16 protein-coding genes are annotated in these 18,089 nt (G+C 56.1%); 3 read left to right on the top strand and 13 right to left on the bottom strand.

From position 1 onward, the window contains the following. Positions 1–72: 72 nt before the first annotated feature. Both KCG39_RS07075 and KCG39_RS07070 read right to left on the bottom strand, forming a co-directional pair. Complete coding sequence (locus tag KCG39_RS07075; RefSeq protein WP_211811575.1) at positions 73–1,410, bottom strand: L-cysteine desulfidase family protein; 1,338 nt, start codon at positions 1,408–1,410, stop codon at positions 73–75. A 277-nt stretch (positions 1,411–1,687) separates the two neighbouring features. Beyond that, positions 1,688–1,828, bottom strand: coding sequence for a hypothetical protein (locus tag KCG39_RS07070; protein WP_004102786.1), 141 nt, complete (start codon positions 1,826–1,828; stop codon positions 1,688–1,690). A gap of 305 nt (positions 1,829–2,133) precedes the next feature. Between KCG39_RS07070 and KCG39_RS07065 the strand changes: the two genes are divergently transcribed. Further along, complete coding sequence (locus KCG39_RS07065) at positions 2,134–3,042, top strand: DUF535 family protein (protein ID WP_004119326.1); 909 nt, start codon at positions 2,134–2,136, stop codon at positions 3,040–3,042. 86 nt (positions 3,043–3,128) lie between these two features. Here the strand turns inward: KCG39_RS07065 and KCG39_RS07060 are convergent, their stop codons facing one another. Next, positions 3,129–3,800 carry a helix-turn-helix domain-containing protein gene (locus tag KCG39_RS07060; RefSeq protein ID WP_049114254.1) on the bottom strand — a complete coding sequence of 224 codons (672 nt, stop codon included), beginning with the start codon at positions 3,798–3,800 and terminating at the stop codon, positions 3,129–3,131. Positions 3,801–4,202: 402 nt separating this feature from the next. Between KCG39_RS07060 and KCG39_RS07055 the strand changes: the two genes are divergently transcribed. Then, a complete protein-coding gene (locus KCG39_RS07055) occupies positions 4,203–4,754 on the top strand; it encodes a tyrosine-type DNA invertase (protein ID WP_004119335.1) in 552 nt (183 codons plus the stop codon). A gap of 37 nt (positions 4,755–4,791) precedes the next feature. Here the strand turns inward: KCG39_RS07055 and KCG39_RS07050 are convergent, their stop codons facing one another. The 6 genes from KCG39_RS07050 to KCG39_RS07025 all read right to left on the bottom strand — a co-directional run bounded on the left by KCG39_RS07050 (position 4,792) and on the right by KCG39_RS07025 (position 11,327). Further along, positions 4,792–5,319 (bottom strand): fimbrial protein, encoded by a 528-nt coding sequence (locus KCG39_RS07050; protein WP_004119337.1) that lies wholly within the window; start codon positions 5,317–5,319, stop codon positions 4,792–4,794. Between the two features lie 44 nt (positions 5,320–5,363). Further along, on the bottom strand, positions 5,364–6,368 hold the full coding sequence (locus KCG39_RS07045; RefSeq protein WP_123829230.1) for a fimbrial protein: 1,005 nt from the start codon (positions 6,366–6,368) through the stop codon (positions 5,364–5,366). A 15-nt stretch (positions 6,369–6,383) separates the two neighbouring features. After that, complete coding sequence (locus KCG39_RS07040) at positions 6,384–8,954, bottom strand: fimbria/pilus outer membrane usher protein (RefSeq protein ID WP_142468153.1); 2,571 nt, start codon at positions 8,952–8,954, stop codon at positions 6,384–6,386. Between the two features lie 60 nt (positions 8,955–9,014). Beyond that, a complete protein-coding gene (locus KCG39_RS07035) occupies positions 9,015–9,704 on the bottom strand; it encodes a fimbrial biogenesis chaperone (protein WP_139528815.1) in 690 nt (229 codons plus the stop codon). Between the two features lie 100 nt (positions 9,705–9,804). Then, positions 9,805–10,323, bottom strand: a complete 519-nt coding sequence (locus tag KCG39_RS07030) for a fimbrial protein (protein WP_049114357.1) — start codon at positions 10,321–10,323, stop codon at positions 9,805–9,807. A 455-nt stretch (positions 10,324–10,778) separates the two neighbouring features. Further along, positions 10,779–11,327: a tyrosine-type DNA invertase gene (locus tag KCG39_RS07025; RefSeq protein WP_004119352.1), complete on the bottom strand. Its 549-nt coding sequence runs from the start codon at positions 11,325–11,327 to the stop codon at positions 10,779–10,781. Positions 11,328–11,720: 393 nt separating this feature from the next. On the opposite strand from KCG39_RS07025, the gene KCG39_RS07020 reads away from it, so the two are divergent. Next, entirely contained in the window at positions 11,721–14,126 is a 2,406-nt protein-coding gene (locus tag KCG39_RS07020) for a membrane-bound PQQ-dependent dehydrogenase, glucose/quinate/shikimate family (RefSeq protein WP_142468152.1), read from the top strand. A 76-nt stretch (positions 14,127–14,202) separates the two neighbouring features. On the opposite strand, the gene KCG39_RS07015 is transcribed toward KCG39_RS07020, so the two are convergent. Genes KCG39_RS07015 through KCG39_RS07000 form a run of 4 tightly spaced genes read right to left on the bottom strand, consistent with a single transcriptional unit; the run spans position 14,203 to position 18,048 of the window. Next, entirely contained in the window at positions 14,203–15,168 is a 966-nt protein-coding gene (locus tag KCG39_RS07015) for an ABC transporter ATP-binding protein (protein ID WP_112164823.1), read from the bottom strand. Continuing rightward, entirely contained in the window at positions 15,165–16,145 is a 981-nt protein-coding gene (locus KCG39_RS07010; RefSeq protein WP_004119358.1) for an ABC transporter ATP-binding protein, read from the bottom strand. The genes KCG39_RS07015 and KCG39_RS07010 overlap by 4 nt, the downstream gene beginning before the upstream one ends. Further along, positions 16,142–17,089: an oligopeptide ABC transporter permease gene (opp4C, locus tag KCG39_RS07005; protein WP_004119359.1), complete on the bottom strand. Its 948-nt coding sequence runs from the start codon at positions 17,087–17,089 to the stop codon at positions 16,142–16,144. The genes KCG39_RS07010 and opp4C overlap by 4 nt, the downstream gene beginning before the upstream one ends. Further along, on the bottom strand, positions 17,089–18,048 hold the full coding sequence (locus tag KCG39_RS07000) for an ABC transporter permease (protein WP_049114367.1): 960 nt from the start codon (positions 18,046–18,048) through the stop codon (positions 17,089–17,091). The genes opp4C and KCG39_RS07000 overlap by 1 nt, the downstream gene beginning before the upstream one ends. Positions 18,049–18,089 lie beyond the last annotated feature (41 nt).

Genomic DNA, 18,089 nt, shown 5'->3' with positions numbered 1-18,089 from the left:
TTGCGCCTAAAGTTATTGCTCCAGAAAATGCGCCGCGGTAAATAACGCCAGTGTAGAATTCTTCACCCCGCGTTATGCTTCGTTCCCGGCGTTTACCGCCTGATAACGCTTGTGCGCCATAATTTCGATGATTTGCCGGTCGGTGTGCTGCATGGCCCGCCCGGCAATGGCGCAAAGATTAGCAATCGAGTTTTCCACATCGCGATCGACGATGCCGTCGTTGCCGGAAACGACTGAATTATCCAGCGCCAGCAGAATCGCCTTCCAGGCGGAAGAGATGCTGGTGGAGACCTTCATGGCGCAGCTGCCGGAAGCGCCATCACAAATGATGCCGCTGACGTCGCCGATCATGTTGTTGATCGCCATGGCGATGGTGTCGAAGCTGCCGTTCATTAACCAGATAATCCCCGCCGCCGCGCCCATCCCGGCGGTGGTGGTGGCGCACAGGGCCGACAGGCGCGGGAGTTTACAATGGATATAGATGGCGACCAGGTGCGAGAGCGCCAGCGCACGGGCCAGCTGCTGCTGGCTGGCGTTAAGGCGTTCGGCGGCCACCACCACCGGCATGGTCGCCGTAATACCCTGGTTGCCGGAACCAGAGTTAGTCATCGCCGGCAGCGATGCGCCGCCCATTCGGGCATCCGACGCAGCGCTGGTCCGGTAGAGGATCTCGGTAAACATATCGTCGGAAACCAGCCCGTTGTCGACCTGGCGCTTCAGCGTCGGGCCGATATGCAAACCCCACTCCTTAACCAGGCCCTTCTTTGACAGAGCGTCGTTCATCGCACCCGCTTCGAGAATAAACGCGATCTCGTGCGGAGGAACCTCGCAAACGAAATCGTAGATATCGCGCAGCGAGCTGCGGGCAACCTGCATCAGCGGGTCAATGCCACGATCGCTGGCCGCGCTTTCGTGCTTGATAAACAGGGAGTGGCCCATTTTTTCAATGGCCACGACGTTGGTGTGGTCGCCGATGATGGTCACCGTCGCGTGCTCATCCCCCGCGTAGACCTTAGCGCGAACGTACAGAATTTCATCGCAGGGTTCCTGCAGTACCACGCGCACGGCGCCGGCCTCAAGCAACGCCCTGGCGGCGTCCATTTCCCGCCGGGTGGCTCTCTTCAGCACCTCGAGATTCGCCTGCGGATCGCCGGCGATGGCGCCGAGGGCCGCGGCGATAGGCAGGCCGGTCATTCCCGTCCCCGGGATAGTCACGCCCATGCCATTTTTCATTAAATTCGGCGAAACCGCCGCCTCAATGCGCACCACCGCGCCGGAGAGCTGCCGCGCGGCCACGGCGCAGGCGAGGGCGACGGAGACCGGTTCGGTACACCCCAGCGCGGGTTTGACTTCCTGTTTCAGGGCGTGAATAAAGGCGTTCCATTGAGCATGATCTTCCCGGTATGACATGACTGAGCCTCTGGGTCGGTACAGAAAAATGTCCGTCGAGCGAAAGCGTTCTTTCCCGACGTGGATTTACGCCTGTGGGCCGAGGGAGGGCAGTATGACCGACAGGGACGATAGCCAGAATATTACCCCACCCGGCAGAGAAAAAAGTTGCACGTTAAATTTGTAAAATGGCGTATCCGGAGAAAAATTTTCTTTGAAAGGCGCGCTGAAGGCGTTTTTATAGCCGCAGCGGGGGGCGAGGTGGGCAAAAAAACCGGCAGGATTGCCGGTTTAGCGGTTAGATCTTACAGGCGTCGCCGCAGTCATCGTCGGCAACAATGGCCTGCGCTTTTTTATCGGCATCTTCAAGACGTTCAGCGTTGCGCTCTTGCGCTTCTTCCAGTCCGCTAAAGACCAGGTTATCGAGATCAATTTCCATGCGTTACCCACTTAAGTTCAGTTTTGACCGTGAGCAAGTATAGGCAAAACGGCAGAGGGATGCACCTGGCCTGCGCGCCGGCAGCACATAGCGGTAAGTGCAGGTAGGTTCTGTTAAAGCAGGAATAGCCGATACCCTACCAATAATAATAGTTGAAAGACTATTTCAGAAACTGGCGGCGATTATTTTAGTGCTAAGCAAATTATTTATTAAACGAATCGACAACGAACGGTGGGTTAAGCATTGACTTGTGTAAACTATGCTAATATTGGCGGGCTTATGGATGTATCTATGGATTATGGTCAATGGCTTCGACAACCGCAGTAGCCGCTATCAAAGAATGGCGGAAAAATAATAAATTTATTTGTCACGTTAAACTCAACTATAAAAAGGCATTGCGTAAATGCCGCGAGATATCGCTAGTCGGAGGGAAATATAAGGAATATCAGACATTATGTGAAAACTACACTTGCGCGAAATTAACCGGCGCAACCGAGGGGCTGGTTAACTTTGAAGATAAACCCTTCAAGGCCTATTTAAATAAAAAGATGTCAAAAAGAGCGAAGCTCAATATTGCTCATGGCGCTTTGAATTTTATAGAGAAAACCTTCCGTCCCGAGGCGTTGCCGCAGTTGTACGATATGGCGGCGTTCGGTCGTTCTTTAATCGCTATTCCGCTGAAAAACGGTGCCTGTATTGATGTGAAGCTACTGGCATCCCCTTTTCAGGAGGAGGGGGAGCTGATGCTGTTAATGTTCCTCGGCGATAGGCGCGTCTACAGTATCTGTTTTTCCTGCACCGCAGATGGCCAGGCGTGGATTGGCGGTATCCAGGGGGGGAAAGACATTGATAATGAAGAAGTTAAGGCGCTGACCAAAGAGCTTTACGGCATTCGCCCGAAAAACTTAATTATCACGCTATTGTACGGCTTCTTGTCGCATTTCAATATCAAGGAAATCTATGCGATTGACAGCCATTACCATGTTAAAAGCGAGAGAGTAAAAACCAGTTATTCTGAGCTTTGGCTGGAAATTGGCGGCGAGAAGCATCGGCGCGGCTGGTACAAATTACCGCCGAGCGAGATAAAGAAAAGCCTGGAAGAGGTAAAAAGCAAGCACCGCAGCCAGTTTATCAAGCGAGAAGGCTTGAAAGAGCTGGCGCAGCTGGATCTTGCCGCCGCGCTACGCGACATTTGCGTGAACCGTAGCGGCTGATTACTCTTGCTGCGCATTTGCCGGTGGGCAGGGGGCTGCCCGCCGGCAATATCGGGGTAAACATGCGCTGAAGGCCACCGGCGAAATTATTCGCTAAGCTTGAGGCTGGGCGGCAGTTGCTTAATCGTGACCAGCACGCCGCGATAAAGCTCAATGGCCCCTAGCTGTTTTAATTTAGCGAGGGTTCGCATGACACCGCTGCGCGACAAAAAGGTTCGCGACAAAATATAATTGGCGGCGGTAGTTTTATTTTTGATGGCCACCGGTTCATTGTTTAATTCTATGAGCTGATGGACAATAATTTCATAACAGGAAAGCTTAGAAACCTTAAAGCAATGGGCGTAGACTTTAGCTGAAGAATATTCCAGAAGGCGGGTGACGTTTTCCCATAGCTGCTGTTCAGCGATGATATTATGGGCGTGATTAATAGAGATGAGGCCAATTGTCGAGGCCTCCTGGGTGCGCAGATAAATATGGCGAGAAAAACGCAGCTGACTATTTATGCCAAAGATGAAGGGGCCCGTTTCAGAGTTGATGACGAGTCCGTCGTTGTTGCGATATAAAGACATGGTGCCTCTGAATAAAACCAAACATTGATGCTGGTTTTCTTTCACAATGCCGATGTTTCTTCTTTTTTCCATTAACATTTTGTTACATTTTGGCGCCAGGAAGTGAATGATTTTTTCAATGTCATGCAGAGGTTTGGTGATGGTGCGCAGCAGGTCAGTATCGTGTTGTATACGGGGGATTGTTTCCATGCTAATGATTTCCTTATGAAAAAGATAACTCCCAAAAACAGCAAAGTGTTGCAACAGCATTATCAATGACGGCGAGGGGCGGATAAACCCTCAATGAGTCTACGCATAGACTTAAAAAAACTTGCCGCCTCATCAGACTTAAGATAAATATTAACAGCATAAGTTTATAAATCTCCTTATTTACGTAACCACTAAATCTATTGGGTTTTATTTTTATATAGATGATGTTTGGGCTATTCCTGATGTTTTATATTATTGGGCGATAGCGTTCATAACCATTAACCGCATGCAGGATATTCAGCAATAAAGGGTTGCTCAATAATGGACTGCCAGTCGCCATGAGCAGAGTCAATATAAGAGCCGGACCTTAAGGGCTCCATTGAATAAACCGTCAGGTTGGCTATGAAAAAACGAAAATACTTAAGCAAAAAAGAAGTAGAAGCTTTAATTCATGCTTCGCAGCAGCAGGATGGCTCGCTGCGTGATTATTGCATGCTACTCATGTGTTTTATTCATGGACTGCGCGTAAGTGAATTACGTTTTTTAAAAGTGAGTGATATTGATTTATCCAGTCAGCGAATCGCCATTCGGCGTTTAAAAAATGGCTTTTCCACCATTCATCCTCTTCAGCCCCGTGAACAGCTGGCGTTAAGCCAGTGGCTGATTAAGCGTACGGGCTGTTTAAACGCCGATCTTCCGTGGCTGTTCCTGTCGCGAAAAGGCACGCCGTTTTCGCGACAGCAAATTCACGTCATGATGCGAAACTATGGCGTACAGGCCGGAATTGCCGTGCCGGTGCATCCGCATATGCTGCGTCACGCCTGCGGCTATGCGCTTGCGGAAGAGGGCGTGGATACCCGACTGATTCAGGATTATCTCGGTCATCGCAATATTCAACATACCGTACTGTATACGGCGAGCAATCCAGCGCGCTTTAACTCCATTACCCTCTGACGCCAGGGTATCTGGCCCGACAAGAGCCAGATACCCTTTAGTTGTAGGTAAAATTCATGACGACCATGGTGCTGATATTCCCCGCGGTGGCGCCGCCTGCGACGCTAAAGATGCGCGCCCGCATGTCGAATATAGCCTGACGGCGAGTATCAACATCGACGGCAATCGATTTTCCGCTGCCGGCATTAACCGAGCCGGTTATACGCTGGAGTTCTATCGCAACATTGCGTGAACTGTCAGGGCGGTTCACGTTGGCATAGAGACCAGGGTCGGTACCGTCGACAGGGCCGGTAAAGTGCGCGGTCACCCTTGATGTCCCGACAGGACAGTCGCTCAACGTCACGTAAAACGCTTTCCACGCTGAATAAGAGTTGGCCTCGCTGAGCCGACGGCTGGGAATATTATGTCCGAGGTCGATATTATAGATACCGTTGTTCTCGACGGTGCAGGAGGAAGCAACAATATCCCCGTTGATATACAGGGTAACATCCGCTGCATTAACGGGCGATGATGACGCAATCGCCGTAAATAACGTGATAGCGGCCGGGCTGGCGATAATTCTCATTATCGACTCCTTAGTAACCAATTAGAACCGGGAACGGGATAAATTCAGTTGTACATCATCGTTAAGGTTGCCACCGCGTTGGCGCGGCCGGGATGGATCGCCGGCGCGTTCTGGTAATAGCGAAAGGTGAGCGGCAGGGTTATCGATGCTCCAGCCTCAGGGATGGTGCCGACCGGGAAAAACCGATCAAACTGGACGGGTGAACCGTTATGGAGCACCTGGACGCCGATCCCTTCGGCCACGCCGGTTTCATTGCTTAAGGCCACTACGCCGAGCGTCGGCGAAAGGTAGCTCTGGCTGCTGATAGACGTATTCACGGCGACCTTATCATCGCACCGCACCGGGATCTGGAGGTTTTGTTCGCCGCTGGTGCTGCCGGGGCCGGAGAATTGGCTGACCGGGATCGCGCCCATGGTGACGGTGAGCGTCGAGGGCACGATGCAGCTTACCGCTTTATAAACAATATCTCCGGCATAACCTATAAAGTTTTGCTGGCCCTGACTACCGATGCCGAGGCCGGTATCGTAGGCACCCATACCGAATTTGGTTTGCGCGACGTCGAGCGTGCCGCTAATGGCGGTCTCTCCGGTTTTTACCAGCGCCAGTTTAACCGTATAGCCAAAGGTCAGATTGCCGTCGCTGGAGACATACCCCAGCGCATCCCCACGCGTATCGCAGTCGCTGCCGGCGCCTTTGATTCTCCGACCGGCGCTATTTTGTAGCGCAATCCCGATCCCCTCGACCCCGGTTTTATAGACCCCGGGGAAACCCGCCACTTCTTCGCCGCTGCCGTAATAGCAGGCGATAATGGGGTGGCCGGGGGTGACGGGAGCCCAACCGTGGCGATCTTTGCAGTTTCCGCTAAAGGTGAACACCCGCTGAGTGCCGGGAATATCGCTGCCAACCGGCAGCGCCCGCGATACCGCGATCTGCGCAAGCTGCTGGATATACGGCGTGGACGGGGAACTGGGGCAATAATAGCCGTTATCTGCATGGGCAGCGCTCGCGATAAGGATGGCCAGCATAAGGGGGACGTGGACTCGTTTCATATCGTCATGCTCCTGCTATAGACACTGTTCATTGAGGTTGATAATCCCGCCCGCGCTTGGCGTCAGGCGGTAATTCACCGTGCATCGGCCATCCGGCTCGCTGCTCCAGCTAACGTTCAACTGGCCGGCGTCTCTTAACCCTGTGAGATAGACCTGCCCGCCATCGCCTACGATGAAGCTTGCTGCCGTCGGGGAGGCGGGATCGATAACCGCTGCGCCGAACGGCACCGGCGCGCCGTTGCGTTTGCGCAGATTCATCAATACCCGTTTCCCGAGGCTGGTTTGATAACTGGCTTTCACCAGCGCGCCGCGCGTGGGGATAACCGTCTGGGTCGCTAGCGCCAGCTCCGCGTCATCGGCCAGGGTTTCGGTATTCAGCGTGAGATCGTTTTTGCGATAGGGGCTGAGGTAGGGGATGACGGTGTAGCCGAAGAGATCGGTTTTCACCCCTGATTGTCCGAGCACCGACACGTTTTGCGCTCCGGGAGCGGCGATCAGCGCCATCGTTTCGCCGAGGGGCTGGCTGAAGGTGATACCGTTGCGATGCGCGACGATCCCACCCTGCAAACCGTAGTTAAAGCGCTCGCTGTAGCGGTCGCGGGCGTAGCCGACGAGGGGCTCAGCGTAAGAGGCGCGCCAGTCGGCATTGAGCCCGCTATTACTCCCCTGGCCCTGAGAGCCATAGCCCTGCATGACGCTCCAGTTCAGGTTATTATCGGCCAGCAGGGTGCCGCCCAGGCTCACATTATTGGTGGTATTCCCCCGCTTACTGGTATTCAGCATGTAGCTGACGTAGGTCGAATGACCGCCGAATAATTTATCCAGAGGAATACTTATGGTGAGCGCAAACAGCCCATCGCGGTCGTAGGCGCGCCCGGAACGCTGGCCGTAGCGTTCCGCTGAATGAATGTTATAGCTGTAGCTCAGACTGAAACTGATGCCTTGATACGAACTGTTGTAGCTCGCGCTGTAGGACTCCATACGCTTGTTGGTGTCCCAGTAGTCTTCGAGGATCGCGCTAAGGGCGAGGTTGCCTGGAATCTGAAAGAGATCCTGGGTGACGGTGAGCTCCGCGCGGTTGCGTCTGCGTTCCGGCGCAGCGTAGCGTCGTCCATCGCGCCAGGTGTTGAGCACGTCCTGCATATCCCAAAAGCCGCTGGTGGCGTAACGATATCCCGCAAAGGTGAAATTGGTCCCGGTCTGCACCACGTTTTTACTGTAGCGAATACGCCATGACTGACCCTCTTCACGCGCGCGGTATTTTTGCCGTGACCATGCCTGGGTGACATCGGCGGATACGGCGCCAACGGGGCCGAGGTTTTTACCCACCCCTAGCGCCAACGCCTGGTACCTGTTGCTAAACTGTCCGCCGCCGTAAACGGTGTAGCCGGCAGGAAGACCGTAAATCGCGGTACCGGCAGCCAGCGGGGTTTTATCGATGCCGTTGTCATAGGCGCGGTAAACGCCCGCGGTCATGGCGTACTTTAAGCGACCTTCACGCTGCAGGACCGGGACCGAGGCGTAGGGCACCACGAGGATTTGCTCGCTGCCGTCAGACTCTTTGATGGTGACGTAGAGGTCGCCAGAACCGCCAGTGGGGTACATATCGCTGATTTCGAAGCTACCGGGCGAAACATAGGTCTGATAAATGATGTAGCCGTTTTGCCGGATCGTGACCTGGGCATGGGTGCGGGCGATCCCCCGCACCACCGGGGCATAGCCGCGTAGGCTCTCCGGCAGCATATCGTCGTCAGACGCCAGCTGGCCGCCGCGAAACGGAATACTGTCGAAAATATCGGAGGGCGTGGTGCTGTCGCCCAGCGTCAGGCGGCTCCTCAGGGCACGTATATCGCGCTGTGCGTAGGTATAGACGGTATCCCATTTTGTGGAGGTACCGCTTTTGCCGTCCTGGCTGCTGCGATTCCAGGTGGTGTAATTACGCAACCGCCAGGGACCGAGATTGAGTCCGGGGCGCAAATTAACGTACTGCGCGTTTCCGTTGTCGCCGCCGCCCTTTTTCTCCCGATTGTTAGCGCCGCTTACGCTGTAATTTATCAGCGCCGCCGGAATACCGTCATCCCAGCGCGCCGGATCGACCCAGCCGCGCGCGGCGTTGTTAAGCGAAGATTGCGGAAAACTCAACAACAGCTGCTGGCGTGAAAAACGAAAGTCGGCGCTGGCCTGGGGAAGCGCCGACAGCCTGGCGCAGCCATCGGCGGTCGGGCCTAATGCCGGGTAGCGCTGGGTCATGACGCCCCATGACGCCAGGTCGCTCAGGGACAGACAGGGCTGTAATGTACTCAGCCCCTGCGCGTTTTGCTGCATGCGGAACTCAACGTCGCGGGTATCCACTTTGCTGTTATTAACATAAATATCGACCCTGTAGCGGCCGGGCAGCTGCCCGCCATGCTCCTCAAAGGCGGAGAGATCGGTAGCGGCCTGGCCGCCGTCGCCGGTTTCCAGATGGGCGGCGTTGAACCGGTCGCGGGCGTTAGCAGAGGGGCATATCGCCGCAATCAGGGCAACCTGGGTGGCGATAAGGCAAGCTAAATTCAAGGGCGAGTCGCTTAACGTTCTTTTGTTCATCCTGAAGTGCTCCTTAGTTGACGGCTGATAGCCGCAGCGCAAACCGTCGTCGGCGGCGGATTAGCGATCCTGACTGTGGCTTTCTCCAACGCCGCCAAAGTCGCTGATGATTTTCCATGACACCTGACCGACCACTTTGTCGGGGGTATCAAACGTGGCTGAGCTCATTGGCGCGACAAAAGTGGCTTTGGTAATAGGATGATTACCTATCGTTACCTCGTTGAAATTCATGTAAAAAGGCGTGGGATTCGTTACCGTGAGCCGACGGCCTGCCTGGCGCCATTTCAGCTTATGCGTCACCTGTTCCGGGGTGCCCTTGAGGGTTTTGGGGCGAAAAATGAGCTTAAGACGCGTTCTTACGGCGATTTGCAGCGTATTGGCGTTATCGGGGGCGGTGTTAGTCGGGATTGCCTTGACGTTTAGCCAGTAAAGCGATTCGCGATCGGCCGGCAGCAGGCCGCCAATATTGACGATCCGCAGCAGGTTTTGCTGGTTGCCGTCGAGGCGGAACAGCGGGGGCGTAATAATGAACGGCGGCTTACGCGGATTGTTATCGGCAGACTCAATCCACGACTGAATTAAATACGGAGCGCTATCGGAATTGCTGACGCTCAGCGAGGCCTCCTTTTTACCGCCGTCAAAGATCAGCCGCGTACCGCCAATAGTGACGCCGCCGCTTTCCGCCGCGGCCGCTAATCCGCTAGCCAGTAATATAAGCAAGAGGGGAAAGACTCTATATCCGTTATGCATGATAGCCATTTACTCCACAGATACGAAAAAGGGTTGGACCGGTTTTCGTCGGTCCGAGGAATAACGCCGACGAAATAGCAATGCGCCGGCGAAATATCCATTAGTTGTAATTAAGAGTAAAACTGCTGGTCGCGTTGGCGAATCCTGCACTCACGGTATTAGCCGTCGCATAATAGCGGGCGACGAATGCGAGGTTATTATCGCCAGCCTGTAGTGGATACGCGGACGAGGCGGTATATAACGGCACCACGACATTCTTGTTATCCATTAATTGAATACCCACGCCCTTGGCGACGCCGGCTTCTTGCGTTAGCGCCAGAAGGGTGGCGACGTTGCTATCCGCCGTACCGTCGAATTTAACCGTGGCGGACTTCGCCGACTCAGGGCAATCTTTGAGGGCAATATTAAATTTAGTTGGCGAGGCCGTTGAGCCCGCGCCGGTGAAGGCACTGCTGGAGACGTTCCCCATCATGACCGACAGCGGGTTACTCATATTATTCACCACCGTGCAGGCGCTATCGGTGATGGAACCGTAAAAATTAATCCGGCCATCGTCGGCTAATACCGATGCGGAGAAGGCAGCCGCCGCCAGGCTAACGGCAATAAGACACTTTTTCATAAGGTTGTCCTTATAAGTAATGGGATAGGTAATACATTCGCGGAAAGAAGATATCCGTGAATATTTATTAATCCGATAGTCAGATGTCCGGAGAAAATAAGTTCAGTGATGCTGAAGCGTATTTCGGCAGAAGACATTTTGTATCAAAGTGTCTTGTTTAGTTTTATATATTTTGTTTGTTAACTTTGTCGTTATAAATGCCATGGATGGCGTTTTATGCGATACTTAAAACTGCTTCTTGCGTTTGATGTGGTAAAAAATCTGGTGGGCTGCGGCGCGCTGGCGGAGGTCAGGATTCGCTGCGAAAGTAAAGAATGTAGATAATCTATTGATTATTAATGTTTTTAATTATTACCGAACTGGAAAACCTTACGACTTGACAGGTTATTGGCGATTCTTTATGTTGGTGACAATCTGATACATTATGTCAAGTAAGAAATATATTCCTTGTTGCTTCACCATATATTTTTAAATCTTGCAGCATTGCTCGCAGTATAAAGCACCGTATGCTGAATATTTCGGTGACCGAGATAATCCTGAATCAATCGGGTATCCATGCCCTTATCGGCCAGCGAAAAACCGCAGGCGTGACGCAGCATATGGGGATGCGCCGCAATCCTCAAACCGGCGCTTCGGCTGTAATGGCTAATTAACACGTGGATCCGCTGACGCGATAGCGGTGTTCCTTTTTGCGACAGAAAGAGCCAGTCGCTGTCGCTATTGCGATAGTTTTTACGCACCATCAGCCATTCACGGATAAACCCCATCTCGCTGGAAAAGAGGGGATGGGTGGTGGAAAACCCATTTTTAAGCCGTTTGACGTAGATTGAGTGGTTATGCAGGTCAAGGTCCGATAGCCGCCAGTGGCGAATTTCGCTGACGCGGCAGCCATGAATGAAGCACATCCAGATTAAACAACGGTCCCTCTCCGGGTTCGCCCCCTTGCTCGCTTCGTAAATGATTTTTTTAATCTCCGCTTCGGTGAGATATTTTCGTTTATTCATGATTAACCTCCTGAATAGCCATCAAATATTTATCCCTTCAGGCGTATTTCGCCCTGGGTAACGCAGTCAGCTGAGTGCGCCGGGTATGATTAAACAGCGGGGAGAGGATAGCAAGGTGGCTGGGCCTTACTCGCCCGCCGCCGCGCGGGTTCTGCGGCTGTCGTTATAACCTGACATTCCTTCAACTTACTTTTATAAATTAAAAAATTTTAAACATTTAATGCGTGATAGTTTTACATTAATTTTACAAATGAATATGATTCCTTACGTTCTTCGCTCTGTCCGGGAGCGTCCAACTAACATGATATGCGGTCTGTGCTCTTATCTATTCGATAAGGCGCTATTTATATTAGATGTTTTGGTTTTTTCGACTGAAGTCGTATGGAATGAACTATGGACGAACGACAAGGTAGCGGGAGAGGGATTTTCTTCACCGTTTACCGATTACTCTTTGTATTACTCAGCTTTGGCATTGGACTCTTTTTCACTTTATGGGGAGGCAAACTCCTCTCTCTCGGCGGCAGCGCCTGGTATCTGTTAGCCGGTCTCGCTTATCTACTTATCGCCGTCGGCTATCTCATCCGCAGCCGCTATGTCCTGCCTTTTGCCATTCTGACTTTCCTGTTGACCCTTTGCTGGGCGCTGTATGAAGTGCAGTTCAGCTACTGGGGCCTGATCCCGCGGCTGGTGGTTCCCGCGCTGATGCTGATGCTGGCCCTGTGGCTGGCGGCGACGCTGCCGATGCGGCCTGCGCGGCGGCGCTACGCCAACTGGAGCGCCTCGGCGATTTTCCTGCTGCTGCTGGCGACCCTGGTATCAGCGTTTTACCCGCACGGCGCTATTCATAACGGCGTAGTCAAAGCGAGCGGCGACGCAACGCCGACCCTCGCGTCGAAAAATGATAATTGGGCGTTTTTTGGTCGCGATGCCTCCGGTACCCGTTTTGCGCCGTACGAAGAGATTACGCCGCAAAACGTCAAAAATCTGAAAGTGGCCTGGACGTACCACACCGGCCGCCGTCTTACCGGCGCCGGCATTGGCGTCGATGAAAATACCCCGTTGCAAATTGGCGACACGCTCTACTCCTGTACGCCGCTGAACGTTGTCACCGCGCTGGATGCGGATACCGGGAAAGCGCGCTGGCGTTTTGACCCGCACGCAGGTACCGCCGAACACGTCACCTGCCGCGGCGTTGGCTATTACGATGTACAAAGTGATGATTCGCTGAGCGCGGAAGAGAAGGCCAGCCCGGCGCTGCAGCAGTGCCCGCAGCGTATCCTGGTGTCGACCGTCGACGCCCGGTTGATCGCCCTGAACGCCAAAACCGGCGAACCGTGCGACGACTTTGGCGAGCACGGTAGCGTCGACCTGAAGCAGGGGATGGACAATACCGAAAACAGCAAACGCTACCACCCGACCTCTACGCCGGTGATTATGGGGCATATTGCGGTACTCGGCGGCTGGGTGCGCGATATCGTGCATGGCGAACCCTCCGGCGTGGTACGGGCGTTTGACGTACGAAACGGAAAGGTGGTGTGGGCGTGGGACGTTGGTCAGCCGGAAAACGTTACCGACCCGGTAAAAGGTCGCGTCTATACCCTCGAAACGCCGAACGTCTGGACAGTGCCGGGCTTTGATAAAGAGCTGAACCTGATTTATTTGCCAACCGGTAACGGTCCGCCGGACTACTGGGGCGGCGATCGCAACGCGGCCAAAGAGAAATACGGTTCTTCCGTGGTGGCGGTGGACGCCAGCACCGGCGAGACGAAGTGGGTCTTCCAGACCGTACATCATGATATCTGGGACTATGACCTGCCGTCGCAGCCGGTGCTGTTCCATATGAAAAATGAGCGGGGCGAAGAGGTTCCGGTCCTGATCCAGACTACCAAAACCGGGCAGATCTACGTGCTTGACCGTCGCAGCGGTAAGCCAGTGACCCGGGTAGAAGAGCGGCCCGTCGCCCGCGACGGCGCGGAAGGCGAACATCTCTCCGCCACTCAGCCGTTTTCCACCGGCATGCCGCAGCTGGGCGTCGAGCCGCTCACCGAGAAATCCATGTGGGGCGTGACGCCGTTCGATCAGCTGATGTGCCGTATCGATTTCAAAGAATCGACGTATCTGGGGATGTATACGCCGCCGTCAGAGAAACCGTATATCGAATGGCCAAGCCTGCTGGGCGGCATGAACTGGGGCGGCATGACTATCGATGAGCGCACCGGAACGCTGTTCGTCAACGATATGCGTATGCCGCTGAGAATGTCGCTGGTGCGGAAAGAGGATATGGCGAAATATAAAGTCTCCACCGACGAGGTGCCGGGCTTTATGGGGACCGTGCGTCCGCAAATCGCCGGGCCATACGGCGGCGTGCGGATCGATATTTTGCAGTCGGCGCTGGGCGTCCCCTGTAATACCCCGCCGTTTGGCACCATGAGCGCCATCGATCTCAATACTCGTCAGCTGATGTGGCAGGTCCCGATGGGGTCGGTGGAGGATACCGGGCCGCTGGGGCTGAAAACGCATATGCATATCCCGCTGGGGATGCCGACGCTGGGCGGCCCGACGTCAACCGCATCCGGTCTGGTGTTCTTCGCCGGAACCCAGGATAACTACCTGCGCGCGCTGGATTCCGCCACCGGTAAAGAGCTGTGGCGCGCCCGTCTGCCAGTAGGCGCCGTGGCGGCGCCGCTGATCTATAAATCACCGAAAAGCGGTAAAGAGTACGTGGTGATCTCCGCCGGGGGCGCCAGCCACTCGCCGGACGTGGGCGATGATATTATCGCCTTCGCGCTGGAGGAGTAATTAACCCCGATTGGCGCTTATGCAGCAGCCGCCCCTTTGTGGGCGGCTTTTTTTATGGTCTGAAGCCTGGCCGGCGCTAAACCACATGGCAGGCGACGCGGTGGCCGTCGGCGACCTCCCTTAATCCCGGGATTTCGCGCCGGCAGCGGTCGCTGGCCTGCGGACAGCGGGAGGAAAAGCGGCAGCCGGCGGGCGGCCTCGACGGATCGGGTATTTCACCTTGCACTACCGCCAGCGGCTCGCTATTCGGATCGAGGGTCGGGACCGCCGCCAGCAGCGCCTGCGTATACGGATGCAAAGGCCGGCTGAATAGCGCATCGCGACTGGCGGTCTCCACCAACTGGCCGAGGTACATCACCGCCACGTCATCGCACAGATGCTCTACCACGCCGAGGTCATGGGAGATAAACAAAAACGTCACCCCATGGTCGTCGCGCAGATCGGAAAACAGATTAATAATCTGTGCCTGAATCGACACATCGAGGGCCGAAATGGGTTCATCGGCAATAATAAAATCCGGGTTTAGGATCAGCGCCCGGGCAATGCCGATGCGCTGGCGCTGGCCGCCGGAAAACTCGTGCGGAAAACGATGGTAGTGCTGCGGCGCAAGACCGCAGATGCGCATGACATCAATGGTTTTGTCATACAGCTCCTCCCGGCGACACAGCTTGTGCTCCAGCATCGCTTCACCGATGGCGTCACCGATGCGGATCCGCGGGTTTAACGAACTGTAGGGATCCTGAAACACCAGCTGGATTTTCGGGCGCAGCGCGCGCATTGCCCGCGGCGACAGTTCGGAAAGCTCCTGACCGCGAAACTTGACGCTACCGGCGGTCTTCTCATACAGCCCCAGCAGCGTACGGCCAACGGTGGTTTTCCCGCTGCCGGATTCGCCCACCAGGCCAAAAATCGTTCCCCGGCGAATCTTAAAGCTCACGCCATCCACCGCCCGCAGTTCGCCGGTCTGCTGACCGAACAGCCCGTCGCGCAGCGGGAAGTACTTTTTCAGCCCATCCACTTCAATCACGTATTCATGACTCATATCACGGACTCCGCGAGTTCACTATAAAAGCAGGCCGCCTGTTGGGTTTGCCCCACCAGCGGCGGAACGCCCTGGCGACAGCGCGCGGTCGCGTTGGCGCAGCGTTCGGCGAAGGCGCACCCGGCGGGCAGGGCGGCGAGGTCCGGCACCTGGCCGGGGATCGAGTAGAGGCGGCGGCGCCGTTCCCCCGGTACCGGACGGGAGGCAATCAGCCCCTGGGTATAGGGATGCTGCGGGTTGCGCAGAATATCGGCGGTCGCGCCCTGCTCGACGATCCGCCCGGCGTACATCACCACGACGTGCTCGGCCATCTGCGCGATGACCCCGAGATCGTGAGTAATCAGCATCATCGCCATCCGGTTGGCCCGCGCCTGGTCGCGCAGCAGGCGCAGAATTTGCGCCTGCACGGTCACATCCAGCGCGGTCGTCGGCTCATCGGCAATCAGCAGCTTCGGCTGACAGCTCAGCGCCATGGCGATCATCACCCGCTGCAGCATGCCGCCGGAGAGCTGATGTGGATAGCTGGCCATCAGGCTCTCCGCCCGCGCCAGCCCGACATGGGCGAGCAGCGCGGTAGCGTGCCGCCATGCGGCTTTCGGCGACTCGCCTCGGTGACGAATCAGCGGTTCGCACAGCTGCTCGCCAACGGTGAGTACCGGGTTCAGGGCGGTCATCGGCTCCTGAAAAATCATCGCCAGCTGATTGCCGCGCAGGTCGGACATGCGGGCCTTATTCAGCCGTAGCAGGTCCTGGCCCGCGAAAAGAATCTCTCCGCCGTCAATGCGAGCCGCCTGCGGCGGCAGCAGGCCCATTAACGACAGGGCGGTGACGCTTTTGCCGCAGCCGGATTCGCCGACCACGCCCACGGTCTGCCCAGCGTGGATAGAGAACGACACCTCCTGCACCGCGCGTACCCGGCTTTTGTCGGCGGCAAACGAGACCGAAAGCTGATTAAACGTCATTAACGGGCGACTCATTTCAGCCTCTGTTTCATTTTGGGATCCATCGCGTCGCGCAGGCCGTCGCCCAGCACGTTGATGGCAATAACGGTGATAAAAATGGCGATCCCCGGCGGCATCCACAGCCAGGGACGGCGCTGAAAGTCGATCAGGCTGTTGGCGGCGTCCATCATATTGCCCCACGACGGCGTTGGCGGCACCACCCCAAGCCCGAGGTAGCTGAGCGCCGACTCGCTGAGAATGGCGTTAGCCACCGCCATGGTCGCCATCACCACCAGAATCGGTACCGTATTCGGCAGCAGATGACCAAACAGGCGGCGTCGTGCCGACAGCCCCAGCACCTGGGTCGCCAGCATAAAGTCGCGCTCGCGCAGGGAGAGGCACTGTCCGCGCACCAGCCGCGCCAGCTTCGGCCACTCCAGCAGGCTCAGCATAATCACCACCATATAGATACGTGAGTCCGGCGAGAAATCGAGTTCGGACAGCATCGCGCCCGCGACAATCAGCAGCGGCAGGCCGGGGATGGTCATCACCAGGTCGGCAAAACGCATAATGAGTTTATCGGTCAGGCCGCCGGCGTAGCCAGACAGCGCGCCGAGCAGATAGCCAAGGGCGACCGACAGCAGCATGGTCAGCAGGCCAATAATCAGCGAAATGCGCCCGGCCAGCAGCAGGCGGGTATAGATATCGCGACCGAGAAAGTCGGTGCCCAGCCAGTGCGCCGCGCCGGGCGGCTTGTTGATCATCAGGGCGTCGGTGGCGTCGTCTTGCCACGGCGACCACAGCGGCCCCAGGACGCACCACAGGGCCATGACCGCCAGCAGCAGCAGGCACAGCATCGCCAGCCGGTTGCGGCGCAGCGCCCGCCAGGCCTGACGCCAGGGGGACGGGGTCACCTGGGCCAGCGCCGGGATTTCCGCCTTACGCAGGCGTCGGCGGGAAGAGAACAGAGAGCTAAGCATCAGGACCTCACGCGAATGCGCGGGTCGGCCCACGCGTAGAGCACATCGGCAATCAGGTTGCCAAGAATAGTGAGCACCGCCAGAAACAGGGTGAAGCCCATTAACACCGGGTAGTCGCGGGCGGCCAGCGAATCGATATGAATATGCCCGGCCCCCGGCCAGTTAAACACTTTTTCGGTGATGATCGCCCCGGAGAAGAGTCCCGGAAGCTCGAAGCCGAGCAGGGTGATGATCGGCAGCAGGGCGTTACGCAGGGCGTGCTTGAGGATAACCGTGCGTTCGCGCAGCCCTTTGGCGCGGGCGGTGCGGATAAAATCCATTTTCACCACATCGAGCATGCTGGCGCGAAAATAGCGGGTCAGGCTGCCCGCCTGGAGCATCACCAGCGCCAGTACCGGCAGCGCCAGATGGGCGGCGACCTGCAGCACATACTCCCAGCCGCTGTCGTCGCTGCCGGTATTGGTCATGCCCCCCACCGGTAGCCAGTGCAGATCGACGGCGAACCATTTGATCAGCAGCAGGCAGAGGAAAAAGGTCGGGAACGACATGGCGGCGAACACCGCGACGCTCACCAGATGATCGAATGCAGAATTGGGCTTCAGCGCCGAGATCACGCCCACCGTCAGGCCAATTCCCCAGTAGAACACTAGCGCCACGCTGGCCAGCAGAAAGGAGTTCCAGATGTACTGGTTGAGCAGCTGACTGACCGGGATCTGGTACTGCAGCGAGAACCCCAGATCGCCGCGCAGCAGCTGGCCGAGCCAATGGAGATAGCGGGTGAGCAGCGGCTGATCCAGGCCGTAAATGGCTTTCAGTTCGGCGGCGCGAGCGGCGGTGAGGGTGATATTGCCATCGATAAAATCGCCCGGCGTTTTGGCAAACAGCATAAAAATGATAAAGGAGGCCAGCAGCAGCATCGGCAGCGTTTGCAGCAGCCGTCTCAGGATGAAATTTCTCATGACATTCTCACGTCAGCCGCCGGGAGGCCCGGCGGCTCAGG

Source organism: Klebsiella pasteurii, assembly GCF_018139045.1.
Lineage (GTDB): Bacteria > Pseudomonadota > Gammaproteobacteria > Enterobacterales > Enterobacteriaceae > Klebsiella > Klebsiella grimontii.
Note: the sequence above shows the minus strand (reverse complement) of the source record. Positions and strands in the feature narration are given on the sequence as shown.

Excerpts from the sequence above, each read along its gene's own strand:
- KCG39_RS07070 (WP_004102786.1), bottom strand. The coding sequence starts at position 1,828 with ATGGAAATTGATCTCGATAACCTGGTCTTTAGCGGACTGGAAGAAGCG.
- KCG39_RS07030 (WP_049114357.1), bottom strand. The coding sequence starts at position 10,323 with ATGAAAAAGTGTCTTATTGCCGTTAGCCTGGCGGCGGCTGCCTTCTCC.
- KCG39_RS07075 (WP_211811575.1), bottom strand. The coding sequence starts at position 1,410 with ATGTCATACCGGGAAGATCATGCTCAATGGAACGCCTTTATTCACGCC.
- KCG39_RS07015 (WP_112164823.1), bottom strand. The coding sequence starts at position 15,168 with ATGAGTCATGAATACGTGATTGAAGTGGATGGGCTGAAAAAGTACTTC.
- KCG39_RS07045 (WP_123829230.1), bottom strand. The coding sequence starts at position 6,368 with ATGAAACGAGTCCACGTCCCCCTTATGCTGGCCATCCTTATCGCGAGC.
- KCG39_RS07000 (WP_049114367.1), bottom strand. The coding sequence starts at position 18,048 with ATGAGAAATTTCATCCTGAGACGGCTGCTGCAAACGCTGCCGATGCTG.
- KCG39_RS07060 (WP_049114254.1), bottom strand. The coding sequence starts at position 3,800 with ATGGAAACAATCCCCCGTATACAACACGATACTGACCTGCTGCGCACC.
- KCG39_RS07020 (WP_142468152.1), top strand. The coding sequence starts at position 11,721 with ATGGACGAACGACAAGGTAGCGGGAGAGGGATTTTCTTCACCGTTTAC.
- KCG39_RS07035 (WP_139528815.1), bottom strand. The coding sequence starts at position 9,704 with ATGCATAACGGATATAGAGTCTTTCCCCTCTTGCTTATATTACTGGCT.
- KCG39_RS07010 (WP_004119358.1), bottom strand. The coding sequence starts at position 16,145 with ATGAGTCGCCCGTTAATGACGTTTAATCAGCTTTCGGTCTCGTTTGCC.
- KCG39_RS07040 (WP_142468153.1), bottom strand. The coding sequence starts at position 8,954 with ATGAACAAAAGAACGTTAAGCGACTCGCCCTTGAATTTAGCTTGCCTT.
- KCG39_RS07055 (WP_004119335.1), top strand. The coding sequence starts at position 4,203 with ATGAAAAAACGAAAATACTTAAGCAAAAAAGAAGTAGAAGCTTTAATT.
- KCG39_RS07065 (WP_004119326.1), top strand. The coding sequence starts at position 2,134 with ATGGCTTCGACAACCGCAGTAGCCGCTATCAAAGAATGGCGGAAAAAT.
- opp4C (WP_004119359.1), bottom strand. The coding sequence starts at position 17,089 with ATGCTTAGCTCTCTGTTCTCTTCCCGCCGACGCCTGCGTAAGGCGGAA.
- KCG39_RS07050 (WP_004119337.1), bottom strand. The coding sequence starts at position 5,319 with ATGAGAATTATCGCCAGCCCGGCCGCTATCACGTTATTTACGGCGATT.
- KCG39_RS07025 (WP_004119352.1), bottom strand. The coding sequence starts at position 11,327 with ATGAATAAACGAAAATATCTCACCGAAGCGGAGATTAAAAAAATCATT.